We start from the raw sequence: 16,361 nt of genomic DNA on the forward strand, positions 1-16,361 counted from the left end.
AGAAAGCCGAAGAACTGGAAGTGTCGATCTTCCCAGGCTTTGCAGCCTCGGAAATTCTGTATCATGCCGATGGCACAGTCAAAGGCATCCAAACCGGTGACATGGGCATTGGTAAAGATGGCGAACCAACGCATAACTTTACCCCGGGTTATGAACTGCATGCCAAATACACGATTTTTGCTGAAGGCTGCCGTGGTCACCTCGGTAAACGTCTGATCCAGAAGTTCAACCTGGACAAGGACGCGGATCCGCAACATTACGGTATCGGCATTAAAGAGCTTTGGGAAATCGATCCTGCCAAGCATAAACCGGGTCTGGTGATGCACGGTGCCGGCTGGCCACTAAATGAAACTGGTTCTTCAGGTGGCTGGTGGTTATACCATGCTGAGAATAACCAGGTGACTCTGGGCATGATCGTAGATCTGTCTTACACCAACCCGCATATGTATCCCTTCATGGAAATGCAGCGCTGGAAAACCCATCCATTGATCAAGCAGTATCTGGAAGGTGGTAAGCGTATTTCTTATGGTGCGCGTGCTGTGACCAAAGGTGGTTTTAACTCATTACCAAAATTCACCTTCCCGGGTGGTTCTTTGATTGGTGATGATGCCGGCTTCCTGAACTTTGCCAAGATCAAGGGTTCTCATACGGCAATGAAATCCGGCATGCTCTGCGGTGAAGCGGTCTTTGAAGCGATAGCTGCCGGTGTAGAAAAAGGCGGTGATCTGGCGGTGGCACGTGTAGTGGAAGGCGAAGATTTCTTTGTCAAAGAACTGACTGCTTATACCGACAAGTTCAACCATAGCTGGCTAAAAGAAGAGTTATACAACTCGCGTAACTTTGGCCCGGCAATGCACAAGTTCGGTCAATGGATCGGGGGTGCATTCAACTTTATCGACCAGAACGTGTTTAAAGTGCCTTTTACCTTGCATGATCTGGTTCAGGATCATGCTGCGCTAAAAACCCAGGCAGCTGAAAGCTTCAAGCCGACCTATCCAAAACCGGATGGCAAGCTAACCTTTGACCGTCTGTCTTCAGTGTTTGTATCGAATACCGTGCATGAAGAGAACCAGCCAGCACATTTGAAACTCACCGATGCTTCAATTCCCGTGGAAGTCAACCTGCCGACATGGGATGAGCCTGCACAGCGTTACTGCCCGGCGGGGGTCTATGAGATTATGGAAAATAATGACGGTTCAAAACGCTTCCAGATCAATGCAGCCAACTGTGTACACTGCAAGACCTGTGACATCAAGGATCCGTCCCAGAACATCACCTGGGTGACACCGGAAGGTGGTGGTGGTCCGAATTACCCGAATATGTAAGGTAATTCCTGTGAATGAGAAAAATACATCTATTTCTCACATTCATATACCCACTCTTGAAGCAGTTAGTATTAACACTTCACTTTAATTTTTTAGGTAATCCCAGCTCCCTCGGGAGCTGGAATTAATAAGTTAGAATAGAAATAATAGAAAAGATTTTATAGCGTACTGGATATAAAAATGGCTTAACCAAAATGAGCTAAGCCATCTTTAAAATTTAAAACCAATGACGAAAAATTTTAGTCATTCATTAAGATTTTTGATTTGCTACAAACTTGGCGCGTGCTGCATGCAGTTTTTTATAGCTGTCAATCAGGCGTAAATGACGGTCCAGTCCTTCAAGCTGCATATTGGTTTCGGTCAAACCATAGAAACGAACTGTGCCTTCGATTGAACCTAGAACGGCATCCATACGGGCATCACCAAACATACGGCGGAAGTTGTGCTCATAATCATCCAGTTCCATTTCATCATCCAGAATGACTTCCAGAACGACATTCATGCACTGGTAGAACAGGCCACGTTCAACGGTATTGGTATTGAACTGCAGGAACTGCTCAACCAGATCTTTGGCTTCTTCAAATTGCTGCAAAGCCACATAAATCAGAAGTTTCAGTTCCAGAATCGTCAGTTGGCCCCATTCAGTATTTTCATCGAATTCGATACCGATCAAGGTTTTGATCTCGGTATAGTCATCCTCATCTGCTTCTTCCAGACGCTCAACCAGTGCTTCCAGTTGTTCATCATCCAGACGGTGCAGATTCAGGATATCTTCACGGTATAACAAAGCCTTGTTGGTATTGTCCCAAACCAGATCTTCTACCAGATAAATTTCTGAATAACCCGGTACCAGAATACGGCAAGCTGTTGCACCTAGATGCTGATACACCGCCATATAAACTTCATGGCCCATGTCTTTCAGAATTGTGAATAATTCCTGAGCTTCATCCGCATTCGAGTTTTGACCGTTATTGGTGAAATCCCACTCGACAAAATCATAATCTGATTTCGCGCTGAAGAAACGCCAAGACACCACACCGCTTGAGTCAATAAAATGTTCGACGAAGTTATTCGGTTCAGTTACTGCATTGCTGCTAAAAGTTGGTTTTGGCAGATCATTCAGACCTTCAAAACTACGGCCTTGTAAAAGTTCAGTCAGACTGCGTTCTAATGCTACTTCAAAGTTAGGATGGGCACCGAATGAGGCAAATACACCGCCGGTACGCGGGTTCATCAAGGTAACGCACATGACCGGGAACTGACCGCCTAGTGAAGCATCTTTGACCAGAACCGGGAAGCCCTGTTCTTCCAGACCCTTAATGCCTTCAACAATTTTTGGATATTTTGCCAGAACCTGTTCAGGCACATCCGGAAGTGCGAGCTCACCTTCCAGAATTTCACGTTTAACAGCACGCTCAAAAATTTCAGACAGACACTGTACTTGTGCTTCAGCCAGCGTATTACCGGCGCTCATACCATTACTTAAGTACAGGTTTTCGATCAGATTCGACGGAAAATAAACGGTTTCACCATCAGACTGACGTACAAATGGGAGTGAGCAGATACCACGAGCCTTGTTTCCCGAGTTGGTATCATAAAGATGGGTACCTAACAACTCATCTTCAGGATCATAAATTTCACGGGTATGTTCATCTAGAACTTCTGCAGGTAATTCGCCATTTGGACCCGGCTGGAACCATTTTTCATCTGGATAATGTACAAATTCTGCATTGGCAATATCTTCACCCCAGAACTGGTCGTTATAGAAGAAGTTACAGTTCAGACGCTCAATAAACTCACCCAAAGCAGATGCCAGCGCACTTTCCTTGGTCGAACCTTTACCGTTGGTAAAGCACATTGGTGACTGGGCATCACGAATATGCAATGACCAGACATTCGGCACGATATTACGCCAAGACGCAATTTCAATCTTCATGCCAAGGCCTGCCAGAATGGCTGACATATTGGCAATGGTTTCTTCCAGCGGAAGGTCTTTACCCGGAATGAACGTGGTATGTTCAGAAGCCAGACTTGGCATTAATAAAGCTTGAGCATCGGCATCAATACTTTCCACTTCCTCAATGACAAATTCAGGACCGGTTTGAATCACTTTTTTTACAGTACAACGGTCGATCGAACGTAAAATGCCTTGGCGATCTTTTTCAGAAATATCAGCTGGCAGTTCAACCTGAATTTTAAAAATCTGTTTATAACGGTTTTCAGGATCAACAATATTGTTTTGCGAAAGGCGGATATTATCGGTCGGAATGTCACGTGCTGCGCAATAGACTTTGACAAAATAAGCCGCACAAAGTGCCGACGACGCCAGAAAATAATCGAATGGGCCGGGTGCTGAACCATCACCTTTATAGCGGATCGGCTGATCGGCGATTACCGTGAAGTCATCGAACTTGGCTTCCTGACGAAGATTATCGAGATAATTGACCTTAATTTCCATGTGGATACCTAAATATTCTTATGTGCCGTCACGGACAGATAAGATGCTGAATCTGAATATACAAGCCGGTTCACGGAGGAGAACTTGAATGAAAAATAGAAAATGGTCAGGTTATGCCGTTTGACTAAGTGTCTGGATAACGCTGCCGAGAATGGGCGCTATTATAGAATTATTTTATGAAATTGATAATATTTGTCTGAAATTCTGGCAGATTAAACCAGACCCTCAGTCTTTCCTGAGCTGCCGGAGCATGAATCAACTTCAAGTCATGGCTTAAGCTATTAATCAAAGTTGCAGATAAGGCAGATTTTCACCCGCCTAGTCTGAATGATTTCATAATTTTAAAAATCATAACTCAGTGCAACTACTGCAAGATTACGCTGCTTGTCATCATAGCGGTCATAACCGCCAAAGATATATTCACCCGACAAACTTACCTGAGGTAAAAGCGCATAACTGAGTCCGGCAGAAGCATAACGAAAGGCAAACTGCTTTTCGGTATCGCCCAGTTCACCGCCTTCGTATTTGCCTTCATCATTAAAATAGCTCCCTGCTGCCGTAACGCTGGCATTCAGGCGATCATTCAATTGATGGCTCAGGTTAAGTGTATAAAAAGTATCGCCCTGATTGGCATAAGCCACATCATACAGATAGGTCGATATGCTGGCCCCGATACTGGTCTGATTATTCAGCGCACGACTTACATTTAAACCCAGCTCATTTCCGGTAGAATGCTTGCCGCCCGGATAATAATAGGTTGCGTTCCATAGATCCCAATCATAATTTTCGCTGCTATGGGTATAACCCAGCAGAAAGTCATGCTCGAATTTGTCTGAACGATGTCCCGGACGCCCCTGTACTTCGGCATAAGAGTATCCAAGCGTAGATCCCCAATATCCGACATAAAAATTACCATAAGCCAGATTCAATGCAGCCTGTACAGCAACGTCGTCATTTTCAGGCGCATTGGTCAAACCGCGGGAGACGTATTTGGAGACCACACTCAAGTTTCCGCTTGCTTCTATTTGTTTTACTTCCGCATCATCGGCATAACAGTAAAAACTTGAAACAGCAGCACAGCCAAACAGCACTGTTTGATTGAATATTTTCATAAAATATAAATGTATTAAGTAAAGCGGAGATAAAACCGAAAGCAGTCGAGGTTTTATCTCCGCTTTGGGACAAAATTGAAATTCGCTTTACTCCTGCTTTGCTAGGCGGCAGGAATAAAACCATAATTTAAGCGCGAGGCGCCTTGTAAAAAGGTGCAGATGAAGGCGCAAGAGCAGGTTTGCCACGAATATGGTCTGCCAGTTTTTCAGCGATCATAATCGTAGTTGCATTGAGGTTACCGGTAATGATCAAAGGCATAATCGAGGCGTCAATCACACGCAACCCCTGCATTTCATGTACGCGTCCATAACCATCGACAACCGCCATGTCATCCTCACCCATTTTACAGCTACATGATGGATGATACGCGGTTTCTGCATGATTACGAACAAATTCATCAATTTCAGCATCTGTTTGTAGATGTTTTCCCGGACTGATTTCTTCACCACGATAGGGATCCAATGCCGGCTGATGCATAATTTCCCGGGTAATCCGGATGGCATCGCGGAATTCACACCAGTCCTGCTCGGTACTCATATAGTTGAACAGAATACTTGGATGCTCAAAGGGGTCTTTGGATTTCAGACGGACACGGCCACGTGACGGTGAACGCATAGAGCCCACATGAGCCTGAAAGCCATGTTCATGAATGGCATTGGTGCCATTATAATTAATCGCCACAGGCAGGAAATGATACTGGATATTGGGCCATTCAAATTCGTCTGAAGAGCGGATAAAACCACCAGCTTCAAACTGGTTACTGGCTCCAATACCTTTACCTAAAAACAACCATTCAGCGCCAATCATCGGCTGGTTATACCACTTGAGTGCTGGATATAAGCTAACCGGTTTTTTGCACTTATATTGCAGGTACATTTCCAGATGGTCTTGCAGGTTTTCACCCACGCCTGGCAAATCCTGAACCAAAGGAATATCCAGACTTTTTAACAGTTCAGCCGAACCCACACCGGAGCGTTGCAGGATTTGCGGTGAGGCAATCGCACCACCACATAATAAAACTTCACGATCCGCAAAGACCTGAATCGGCTGTAAGGTATTTTGCCCCTCGAAATACTCTACACCTATCGCCTGTTTCTGGTTAAACAGAATTCTATTGGTCATGGCATGGGTAATAATCGTCAGGTTGTCGCGACCTTTGGCCATGTCCAGATAACCGCGTGCAGTACTGGATCGGCGACCTTGCGGCGTCACAGTTCGATCCATCGGACCGAAGCCTTCCTGCTGGTAACCGTTCAGATCATCGGTACGTGGATAACCAGCCTGTACGCCTGCTTCGATCATGGCATGAAACAGTTCATTATTGCCCTGTTTAGGCGTTGCCACCGAAACCGGACCAGAATCGCCATGATAATCATTGCCACCAATATCACGGCTTTCCGCTTTTTTATAATATGGCAGACATTCGGCATAGCTCCAGTGCTCAAGCCCCTTCAGGCTGGCCCACTGTTCCAGATCCATGGCATTACCGCGAATGTAGCACATGCCGTTAATTAATGAAGAACCGCCCAGGCCTTTCCCGCGCCCGCATTCCATCCGACGGTTATTCATATGTGGTTCGGGGTCGGTCAGGTAGGCCCAGTTATAACGGCGTCCCTGCAATGGATAAGCCAATGCAGCAGGCATTTGTGTTCTGAAGTCTAGACGGTAATCCGGCCCACCTGCTTCCAGCAATAGGACTTTCACATCCGGATCTTCAGTTAAACGCGCTGCGAGTACATTCCCTGCCGAACCTGCACCGATAATAATATAGTCGTAATTCATCCAATCCTCCCTTATGCGCTAAATACAGACTGGAAAGGACTAAGTTCAACTTGCACCGACTTGGTCTGGGTATATTGCTGTAGCGTGACAATACCGTTTTCGCGACCGACACCTGAATGTTTATAGCCACCGACAGGCATTTCTGCCGGTGATTCGCCCCAGGTATTAATCCAGCAAATGCCGGCTTCGATTTGATGAATAATACGATGCGCACGTGCCAGATTCGGTGTCACGACACCAGCTGCCAAACCATATTCGGTATCATTGGCACGACGAATCGCCTCTTCTTCTGAGTCATAACTCAGAATACTCATGACTGGACCAAAAATTTCTTCACGGACAATCGTCATGTCGTCACGGCAATCGGTAAATACCGTTGGTAGCACATAAGCGCCTTGGGCAAACTGCTCATCTTCAGCACGGCCGCCACCACACAATAAGCGTGCACCTTCGATCTTGCCCTGTTCAATATAGCCCAGCACTTTTTCCATATGAGAGAAGCTGGACATTGGACCAAAATTGGTCTCAGGATCAAGTGGATCCCCCATACGGATATAAGGAATACGCTGCAAAATCTTGTCTTCAAATTCTGCTTTCAAGGCCAAAGGGATAAATACCCGGGTTCCATTGGTACAGACCTGACCAGAACTGTAGAAGTTAGCCATCATGGCTATATCTGCCGCCAGATCCAGATCGGCATCTTCACAGATAATCAGCGGGGATTTTCCGCCCAGCTCCATGGTGACTTCTTTCAGGCTGGAATTTGCAGCTTGGGCCATGACTTTTTTGCCGGTTGCGACACCACCGGTAAATGAAACTTTGGCTATGTCCGGATGTGAAGTCAGATAGCCACCAATGTCACCACTACCGGTCACCACATTAAATACACCATGTGGCACACCGGCTTCTGTATAAATTTCTGCCAGTTTTAATGCAGTTAATGGCGTGATTTCACTGGCTTTAAAGATCATGGCATTGCCTGCTGCCAGTGCAGGTGCAGATTTCCATAATGCGATCTGAATCGGGTAATTCCATGCACCAATCCCGGCGACCACACCCAAAGGTTCACGTCGGGTATAGACAAATGAACTGCTTCTGAGTGGGATTTGCTGACCTTCTAATGCTGGCAAAATACCTGCATAGTATTCAAGTACATCTGCACCTGTCGCAATATCGACGGTGGATGTTTCACTGAAAGCTTTACCACTGTCGAGACTTTCTAAACGCGCCAGCTCATCATTACGTTCACGGAGGATGGCAACAGCCTTGTTCAAAATACGCGAACGTTGAATCGCCGTCATTTCTGCCCAGACTTTTTGTCCTTTCTGTGCCGATTCAACAGCGCGATCGATATCTTTTCGCGTACACACTTGCACGTCTGCCAGAACTTCGCCTGTTGCAGGATTAATCGTTTGAAACGTGCTATTGGACGTTGCATCGACATATTGTCCATGAATATAAGGACGTTGCAGTTTGAATGTTGTCAATGGAATTTCCTCGCAGGTGGGTTATTTGAGTTGTTGCCGGATATATTCACTACACAGTTCAATCGGCAGTTCCGGGTCAATTTCGCCATTTACCAAAGCACCTCTTAGCCAGAATCCGTCAATCAATGCTGCCAGACCTTGAGCGGATTTCTCTGCCTGGTCTTTACTCAACTTTTTCATGAATTCATATTTGAGATTGGAATGTAAACGGTAATGATTGATTTGCTGTAAACGGTGTAATTCAGGTTGGTGCAAACTGCTAGCCCAGAACGCCAACCAGACTTTCATGGCTGCTTTGTCCGTTTGTGGAGCAGCAAAATTACCGCGTACGATCGCCAGCAGGCGCTGCTCCGGTAAGTCATCAACCTGTATCTTTATCTGTGCAACAGATTTACCCAATTGCTGCAATAAGTAACGCATTGTGGCTTCAATCAGCCCATTTTTACCTTGAAAATAATGACTTATGATACCAGTTGAAACACCTGCCCTCTGAGCAATCTGACTAATTGACGCTTCTGCAAAACCTAGCTCATTCACTGCAGCTAAGGTGGCATCGATCAGTTGCTGACGACGGATCGGTTGCATACCAACTTTTGGCATAGGACTAACCTGAATAACGGATATAACAATAGAAAGCCACTCTGCTAAAAAATTAGCAGAATGAGGTAACAATTCATAAACGCTTTTTTAATTGAACGTTCAATTAATAAAAATTATAGTGCCAGCTCACCCTTGATGTACAGCGCAGTTTGTTTTGGATTTGCAAAAGTTTGTAATTCACGAAAACAAGGAAGCTTTACCGCAGGCTTTTGCTTTTAAATCACACTGCACTGTAGATCATCCGGCAACAAAACGATGGTCATGGATTTATGCAAAAGAAAAATGAAGAGATGCAAGATGGTCTGAATAAAGTAGTTTTTTATTTTTCGGCGACACTTATTCTGCTGTTTTCTATCATTACCATTTTATTTAATGAACAAGCCAATCAAGTCATTATCAATATTTTAAACTGGGTCAGTCGTACCTTTAGCTGGTATTACCTGCTAGCGGCAACGCTGTATCTGGTTTTTATCGTCTTTATCGCCTGTTCCCGTTATGGCGAGATTAAATTAGGCCCCAAACATTCCAAGCCAGAATTTAGCCTGTTGAGTTGGTCGGCGATGCTATTTTCTGCCGGAATCGGGATTGACCTGATGTTTTTCTCAGTGGCGGAACCGCTTTCGCATTATATAAATCCGCCTGTAGGCGAAGGTGAAACCTTCGAAGCTGCGCGCCAGTCCATGGTATGGACCCTGTTTCACTACGGTTTAACCGGCTGGAGTATGTATGCACTGATTGGGGTCGCGCTAGGTTATTTCAGCTATCGCTATAATTTACCGCTCACCATCCGATCAGCACTCTATCCTATTTTTGGAAAAAAAATTAATGGTCCAATTGGCCATACTGTGGATACGGCTGCAGTACTCGGCACGATTTTCGGGATTGCCACCACCTGCGGGATTGGCGTTGTGCAATTAAATTACGGCCTGCATGTATTGTTTGATTTACCAGAAAATATCTGGATTCAAACCGCACTCATCGCCGTTGCCGTGATTATTACTATTATTTCAGTCACTGCCGGTGTCAATAAAGGCATCCGGATCCTGTCTGAAATTAATATCTATGTATCAATTGGGCTGCTGCTATTCATTCTGTTTGTAGGCAATACCGAGTTTTTATTAGCCGCCTTGATTCAGAATTTTGGTGACTATATCAGCCAGTTCCCGAAGCTTTCTTTAACCAGTTTTCCTTTTGAACAACCGAAAGAGTGGATGAATAGCTGGACCCTGTTCTTCTGGGCATGGTGGATCGCCTGGTCACCTTTTGTCGGTCTGTTCCTGGCCCGTATTTCCCGTGGTCGTACCATTCGTGAATTTGTCACCGGGACTTTGGTTATTCCTCTGTTATTTACCCTGACCTGGTTGTCTATTTTCGGTAACAGTGCTTTATACAGCGTGATTTTTGATGGTAATACTCAACTTGCTACGACAGTTTTAGAAAATCCGGCACATGGTTTTTATGATCTGCTGGCGCAGTATCCAGGCTTTATGTTTACTGCAGGTGTCGCCACCATTACCGGCTTACTGTTCTATGTGACCTCAGCGGACTCAGGGGCATTGGTATTGGGAAATTTCACGACCAAATTCACTAATATTGAACATGATTCACCGCGCTGGCTGAGTGTGTTCTGGGCCATTGCCATCGGTTTGCTGACTTTGGCAATGCTCATGGCGAATGGCGTAACAGCATTACAGAACACCACGATTATTATGGGCCTGCCTTTTAGTTTCGTGATTTTCTTTGTGATGGCCGGACTGTATAAGTCCTTGCGTCTGGAGGATTTTCGGCAGGCCAGTACCAGTCTGAATGCTGCGCCTGTGGTCGGTAATGTGGATATCCTGAACTGGAAGAAGCGTCTGAGCCGGGTCATGCTGCATCCAAGCCTGTCCCAGACCCGGACCATGCTGGATAATGTTTGCAAACCAGCCATTGAGGCCGTTGCAACCGAGTTAATTGACAAAGGCATTCAAGTAAATATTCAGGAAAAATCGCTTGAGGAAGAACCTGAACTGTATCACCTGGATCTGACCATTCAGCTCGATGAAGAAGAAAACTTTGTCTATGAAATATGGCCGGTACGCTATGACACGCCAAATTTCAGTTCACGTGGTAAACGAACCAAACGTTATTACTATCGTCTGGAAAGTTATCTGTTTGAAGGCTCTCAGGGCAACGATCTGGTCGGTTATAGTAAGGAACAGGTGATCAATGACATCCTGGATAAATATGAACGCCATATGATGTATCTGCATATTAACCGGATCAGCCCAGGTAAACGTCCGCTGTTCCCGGACCGTGAAATCTAGGATATCTCAACTACGGAAGGACTGAATGATGTCAGAAAGTTTGAATGCATTTGCCCTGTTTTTCTCCCTGCTCAACCCTTTTCTGATGAGTATTTATATGCTCGGAATTATCCGTAATTCCGACGCAAAAGTATTCAACATGGCATTGATTCAGGGCAGTCTGATCAGCTTTATTGTGTTCATCATTTTTGCAAAAACCGGTGAAGCCTTCTTTAATGAAGTCTTGCATGTACGGTTTGAGTCCTTCCAGATTTTTGGCGGTATTATTTTTCTGGTGATTGGCTATCGTTATGTCTTTCAAGGTGCTGATACGATTGGTGTGATGCGTGGAGCGCCCAGTCATCTGGCGGGTACAATTGCCATGCCGTTTATGATCGGTCCCGGCACCATTTCGGCTTCCGTGATTACCGGGATTCAGCTCAGTTTAATGCAAACCATTCTGGTGATTTTCTTTACCCTGTTTCTGACCTGTAGCTTGCTAATTCTGATGAAATACCTGCATGATCATTTACAGCATAAATATTCCAACTACATTGACCTGTATGTCGATATTGTCGGTCGTGTTGCAGCGCTTCTGATTGGTACGATTGCCATTGATATGATTGTGACAGGCGTTACCGGAATTTTGGAAACCTGATAAATCCTTTCTATCAATAAATAAAAAGAGCGGTTTTTACCGCTCTTTTTTTGATTTTAAATAATTAAAATTTAAATGACACACCGGCATAAGTAGAAAAACCTTCACCTGGCGAAGATCGCGCTACATCAGCACCTTGATCATTTAAACCAGGAATCACGACCGCAGCATATTTTTCATCGGTGATATTTTTAAAGTTGATCCAGGTTTTCCATGATTGATGCTCTGGCGCATAACCCAGGTCAATGCCCCAGATCTGATAGTCGTCACTAAATCGGCTATTGGCATAATCATGCGCCATTTTGGATACATATTCAGTATTCAGACCAATATAGAGGCCATTATTCAAGGCATAACTCAGTTGAGCCTGATAAAGATGTTTAGGGATTCCCGGCAACTGGTTTTTGCCAAACAATCGATCATTTTTGTACTGAAAATCGCTAAGTGTATAAGCCTGTTGCAGACGCAGTTCGCCATATTCGGATTCATGCAATGGCGTATCCAGACTTAGCTCCACCCCTTGATGAATCGTTGGCGTGGCATTTGATTCAACAGCAATGGGCTCTGAAGGTCGATTCGATCCATCTTCATAGGTTTTAATCATTTCAGAGGTTAACAGTTCATTTTTCACTTTGGAATAATAGTAGCTCAGTGCCCAGTCTCCAAAGACTGATTGTCCACGTCCACCCAGTTCAAAGCTATTGGCGGTTTGCGTGTCCAAATAGATGGGCGCGCGCACCCGGCCTGAAGCGACACCACTGTCAAAATAATACGGTGAAGACCAAGCCATCGCCCAAGGATGTGCTGGCTCAATGCTGCGGCTTAAATTGGCAAACCATTGCACAGACTCATTCGGCTGATAGGTCAAACCAAGTCGTGGTGCAAAATTCCATTCATAACGGCTGACTTCAGGACTCGCCACAGGATAAGTTACTTCACTTTCCCGATGGGTATACACCGCTGCCAGTCCCAAATCTAATTTGAACTGATCATTTAATGTGGTTTCCTGATCAAATTGCAGGACGTTGTCTGAACCGCGATAGGTATAACGGCGGGTAACGGTATCTGCCGGATACAAAGTTCCATCAATAGTCGTATCACGTCGGATGGTTTCCGTTACACCACTGTCCGGACGATGAGTCGTGCTGCGCAAGGCAATACGCCCCTGATGCTCCAGACCTAGAAACTGGTAAGGTTTTTCATACTGGAAGCGCGCTGTAATATCTTCATAATCGACATTGGTACGATAACTGCTTTCACGTAAATCCAGCGGATAATGATGATAAGCCAGACTGCCAGTCAGTTTTGCATCATCCTGTAAATTCCAGGTCGTGGTATTGGCCAGCCAAGTACTGCCCGGCTGAATCCGTTTGGCATCTACCGCTAAATTAAAGCTATTCGCTGCTTCAGGATCATTTTTGAGCTGTTCTTGTGTAATCCGTCCTGGAGTTAAATGCTTGCTCTCACGGTAACGAGCATAAAAACGGGTTTCGATATCCGGACTGATCTGATAGCCCAAATTAAAAGCCAGACCCTTACCATCGCCTTCAGCATGATCCTGAATTCCATCAAACTGGGTACTCGTCAGCGCCAGATAATAATCCATCTGATCCAGCTTTCGGCCGGTACTAAACTGATATTTTTGATAACCATGGCTGCCCATTTCATATTTGAGTTCAGAGCCATCCTGATCTGCGCCGGTCTTGGTTCTATAGTTGATTGTTCCACCTAAGGCCAGTCCGCCTTGCTTAAAGCCATTGGCTCCGCGATAAACCCCGACATGATCAATCCACCAGGGTTCTAGCAGTTCATACGCTGTACCGCCCGGCCCGGTAAATGGAATATCGTCAATCAGGACGTGCGTACCGGATGCGTGTGCACCTGAAGTCCGGTTGATTCCTGAGCCACGGATCGATATTTTTGCACCTTCATTCCCTGCAGACTGGGCATAAATTCCTGGCTGTAAACGGAACACATCGGCTGTGGTTGCAAGTCGCTGCTGTTCTAATAGCTGCTCACCAATGAAATTCGTTCCTCCTGAAACCTGAGCCAGCTCTTTCTGATATTGCTGCTGCGGATTGGCATTTTGCTCAGCGCTGATCACAATAGTATTCAGCTGTTGAACATTGTCCGGTTCTACGGCAGTTTCAGCATAAAGATGACCTGAGACAATCGACAGAATCATGAGGCTCAGCGGGCTTTTCTTGAGAGGAATTTTTGTCATGTGCATGGCGATTTTATACAGTCCTGTATAAGTGATTCCGTTTTATGAGAGGAAATCAGTTTAAAAATTATGCTGTAGCATAGATCAACATTGTTATTTTCAGGAGTTATTTTCTGCCAAAAAATTGACTGATCAGCGTATGTTTTTTCATTTTATTTAATCTTTTTATTAAAAATCAACTTGCAAGATCAAAACCACATCCTCACAAGTTCCAAGAACTTAATTTTTAAGTAACTGATATTTAATAATATGTAATTTAATTCTGCACAGATGTATTTCCACTTGGCAAAATGTGATAAGTAGAAAAATTTATAATCGACCAAACCAGTTCTTTAATTTCGAAAGTTGGCCGAAGTTGTATATTTTCTGATTTAAAGTAGACAAGATTAACCTCATCACCTTATAGAAAAATTGAAATCCTTGAGAGAAAAACAATCAATTTTTAAAAATCCTGACGATGCAGGATTTTTAAGAATCACGGGCTTATAGACATTCAACTATTGATTGATCAGTTATAGTAGACCTGTCTTTTTTTGGAAAACCGATCCAGCTGTTTCAAGAAGCCTTCAAAATAATCTTTCTGTTTTTCTTCTGTGCGATAGCCGGCGTATAAAGTTCGACGTAAGCCTTCAGGCGCCACACAGTCGAGGCGGCGTGAAGTGACCCAGCCTTTCTGCTCATATTCATTTACCACCCAATCAGGTAATGCACCAATCCCGCGACCACTTGCCACCAGCTGAATCAGCATTTGGGTCAAGTCGGTGGTACGAATGGCTTTGGGTAAAATATTAGCGGGAATAAACAAGCGCGACATAATGTCCAAACGATGTTTATCCACCGGATAAGTCACCAGCGTTTCTTCAGCAAGTTCCTGAACAGTAATCTCTTTCGCACGTACCAGTGGATGAGTGTTGGATAAAACCAAGCGTGATTCGTATTCAAAAATCGAAAAATATTCAATGCCTTTAAGCGCAATCGGATCAGCCGTAATCAGCAGATCAAACTCTCCAGTTTGCAATAATTCATGCGGATTCGATTCAAAACCTGAGGCAAAATCCAGGTCTACATCCGGATATTGCATCCGGTATTGATTGAGTAGTGGCATCAACCAGTCAAAACAGCTATGACATTCAGAGGAGAAAACTATTCGCCCGGTCTGGCCATGCAGAATACGGCTGATATCGCTCTGTGCAATTTGAACTTGCGGTAATATTTCATCTGCCAGTTTTAACAACCGCTCCCCAACATTTGAAAAACTTACGGGACGACTACGCCGATTCACTACTTCAACCCCGAACCATTGGTCGAGTTCACGTAGCTGATGTGATAAGGCTGATGGGGTTAAACATAAATCACTTGCTGCTGCAACCAGAGAACCATGCTCCCGCAGAGCAGTTAAAGTTCTTAAATGGCGGAGTTCTATCATGGAAAATACCGGAAATTTCAAAAGATGGATGACACTTGATCTGTCTTAAGCATAACCTATTTCTCTTATTTTATTTAGTTTTTCTCATTTTTAAATCATAATAATGAGATATATTCACCTATTGGGTTTGTAGGTTTGAATTGCTATTCCCTTAATTTTTATTAATTTAATTTTATTGATTAAATTAATTTTATTAAATTTGTCTATAAAATAGCGCTTAAATTTACAGCAGCAACAAGATAGAAAACTAACTTCGGTATAAAAGTCACAGAATAATTTTGCTCAATTCATACAATAAAAAGTAGAAAATATTTTAGAGGATGAAAGACTATGTCCAATCCAACCGACCGAAATGATGATGAACTCACTGAAGAGCAACTTGATCCGCAAGAAAAACAGGATCGCGAGATCCAGCGAGGTCAATTAGGTCTTCATGATCCACAGCGACAACGTGATCAACTGCGTCAGGAAAGACAGGACGAAGAACAGAATCAATAAATTTTTCAAGGATTCAAAAATACAAAAACTCCCCGTTCTTAGAAATGGATGGGGAGTTTTTTTTCAGTATTAAAAAGTTAGGGACTAGTTTTTCGCATCACCACATCTTATACATCTGATCTAATCTGAACAGCTCACCTTCTTGGATGAGTGCTATTTTACTATTTCGTTTCTGTAGAGGCTTTTGCTTGTAGGGACTGCGCTTGTATTTCTGCCGTTTTTTTCTTGGCCTGAATTTGTGCCGCTATTTCCTGATTTTTCTCAGCAAAACGCAAGCCACCATCTCCGGCGAGACTGGTTTGGCTCATCACCATGCTGCTGCTCAAGATTAAAATCAGCTTAAAAAATTGAATTTTCATGTCTCATCTGCCTTTTTATTCTAATGGTATTAAAAATAAGCAATTATTATTCCAATGTTTTTATGCTTATTTAGATATTAACTGCACTTGCTATTTTATAGGGATAATCTTCAAAAATACAAAGTCAATCATCGTAAAAATATAAA

At 44.0% G+C, this 16,361-nt stretch carries 12 protein-coding genes; 4 read left to right on the forward strand and 8 right to left on the reverse strand.

The genetic code is table 11. From position 1 onward, the window contains the following. Positions 1–1,325, forward strand: a 1,325-nt coding sequence (locus tag NI468_RS07565) for an electron transfer flavoprotein-ubiquinone oxidoreductase (protein ID WP_253101052.1), incomplete at its 5' end; no start/stop codon positions are given. A gap of 250 nt (positions 1,326–1,575) precedes the next feature. On the opposite strand, the gene NI468_RS07570 is transcribed toward NI468_RS07565, so the two are convergent. The 5 genes from NI468_RS07570 to betI all read right to left on the reverse strand — a co-directional run bounded on the left by NI468_RS07570 (position 1,576) and on the right by betI (position 8,765). Further along, on the reverse strand, positions 1,576–3,783 hold the full coding sequence (locus NI468_RS07570) for an OsmC domain/YcaO domain-containing protein (RefSeq protein WP_253101057.1): 2,208 nt from the start codon (positions 3,781–3,783) through the stop codon (positions 1,576–1,578). 341 nt (positions 3,784–4,124) lie between these two features. Continuing rightward, a complete protein-coding gene (locus NI468_RS07575; RefSeq protein ID WP_253101060.1) occupies positions 4,125–4,895 on the reverse strand; it encodes a TorF family putative porin in 771 nt (256 codons plus the stop codon). Positions 4,896–5,022: 127 nt separating this feature from the next. Beyond that, the gene (betA, locus tag NI468_RS07580) at positions 5,023–6,678 is read right to left on the reverse strand and encodes a choline dehydrogenase (protein ID WP_253101063.1); all 1,656 of its coding nucleotides are present in this window, start codon (positions 6,676–6,678) and stop codon (positions 5,023–5,025) included. Between the two features lie 11 nt (positions 6,679–6,689). After that, a complete protein-coding gene (gene betB, locus NI468_RS07585; RefSeq protein WP_253101067.1) occupies positions 6,690–8,165 on the reverse strand; it encodes a betaine-aldehyde dehydrogenase in 1,476 nt (491 codons plus the stop codon). Positions 8,166–8,186: 21 nt separating this feature from the next. Next, positions 8,187–8,765, reverse strand: a complete 579-nt coding sequence (gene betI / locus NI468_RS07590; RefSeq protein WP_005106923.1) for a transcriptional regulator BetI — start codon at positions 8,763–8,765, stop codon at positions 8,187–8,189. A 269-nt stretch (positions 8,766–9,034) separates the two neighbouring features. On the opposite strand from betI, the gene NI468_RS07595 reads away from it, so the two are divergent. Next, entirely contained in the window at positions 9,035–11,071 is a 2,037-nt protein-coding gene (locus tag NI468_RS07595) for a choline transporter (RefSeq protein ID WP_005246314.1), read from the forward strand. A 28-nt stretch (positions 11,072–11,099) separates the two neighbouring features. Beyond that, positions 11,100–11,708: a MarC family protein gene (locus NI468_RS07600; protein WP_253101176.1), complete on the forward strand. Its 609-nt coding sequence runs from the start codon at positions 11,100–11,102 to the stop codon at positions 11,706–11,708. A 64-nt stretch (positions 11,709–11,772) separates the two neighbouring features. On the opposite strand, the gene NI468_RS07605 is transcribed toward NI468_RS07600, so the two are convergent. Both NI468_RS07605 and NI468_RS07610 read right to left on the reverse strand, forming a co-directional pair. Continuing rightward, positions 11,773–13,938 (reverse strand): TonB-dependent receptor family protein, encoded by a 2,166-nt coding sequence (locus tag NI468_RS07605; protein WP_253101070.1) that lies wholly within the window; start codon positions 13,936–13,938, stop codon positions 11,773–11,775. A 502-nt stretch (positions 13,939–14,440) separates the two neighbouring features. Further along, positions 14,441–15,358 (reverse strand): LysR family transcriptional regulator, encoded by a 918-nt coding sequence (locus NI468_RS07610; protein ID WP_253101073.1) that lies wholly within the window; start codon positions 15,356–15,358, stop codon positions 14,441–14,443. 330 nt (positions 15,359–15,688) lie between these two features. Here NI468_RS07610 and NI468_RS07615 point away from each other — a divergent pair, with 330 nt between their 5' ends. After that, positions 15,689–15,856 (forward strand): hypothetical protein, encoded by a 168-nt coding sequence (locus NI468_RS07615; protein ID WP_005100295.1) that lies wholly within the window; start codon positions 15,689–15,691, stop codon positions 15,854–15,856. 161 nt (positions 15,857–16,017) lie between these two features. On the opposite strand, the gene NI468_RS07620 is transcribed toward NI468_RS07615, so the two are convergent. Beyond that, on the reverse strand, positions 16,018–16,215 hold the full coding sequence (locus tag NI468_RS07620) for a hypothetical protein (protein ID WP_004646985.1): 198 nt from the start codon (positions 16,213–16,215) through the stop codon (positions 16,018–16,020). Positions 16,216–16,361: the final 146 nt, after the last annotated feature.

The organism is Acinetobacter lwoffii (assembly GCF_024129355.1).
In the GTDB taxonomy this organism is placed as follows: domain Bacteria; phylum Pseudomonadota; class Gammaproteobacteria; order Pseudomonadales; family Moraxellaceae; genus Acinetobacter; species Acinetobacter lwoffii_I.

Excerpts from the sequence above, each read along its gene's own strand:
- NI468_RS07570 (WP_253101057.1), bottom strand. The coding sequence starts at position 3,783 with ATGGAAATTAAGGTCAATTATCTCGATAATCTTCGTCAGGAAGCCAAG.
- NI468_RS07600 (WP_253101176.1), top strand. The coding sequence starts at position 11,100 with ATGTCAGAAAGTTTGAATGCATTTGCCCTGTTTTTCTCCCTGCTCAAC.
- NI468_RS07620 (WP_004646985.1), bottom strand. The coding sequence starts at position 16,215 with ATGAAAATTCAATTTTTTAAGCTGATTTTAATCTTGAGCAGCAGCATG.
- betA (WP_253101063.1), bottom strand. The coding sequence starts at position 6,678 with ATGAATTACGACTATATTATTATCGGTGCAGGTTCGGCAGGGAATGTA.
- NI468_RS07605 (WP_253101070.1), bottom strand. The coding sequence starts at position 13,938 with ATGCACATGACAAAAATTCCTCTCAAGAAAAGCCCGCTGAGCCTCATG.
- NI468_RS07615 (WP_005100295.1), top strand. The coding sequence starts at position 15,689 with ATGTCCAATCCAACCGACCGAAATGATGATGAACTCACTGAAGAGCAA.
- NI468_RS07610 (WP_253101073.1), bottom strand. The coding sequence starts at position 15,358 with ATGATAGAACTCCGCCATTTAAGAACTTTAACTGCTCTGCGGGAGCAT.
- NI468_RS07575 (WP_253101060.1), bottom strand. The coding sequence starts at position 4,895 with ATGAAAATATTCAATCAAACAGTGCTGTTTGGCTGTGCTGCTGTTTCA.
- NI468_RS07595 (WP_005246314.1), top strand. The coding sequence starts at position 9,035 with ATGCAAAAGAAAAATGAAGAGATGCAAGATGGTCTGAATAAAGTAGTT.
- betI (WP_005106923.1), bottom strand. The coding sequence starts at position 8,765 with ATGCCAAAAGTTGGTATGCAACCGATCCGTCGTCAGCAACTGATCGAT.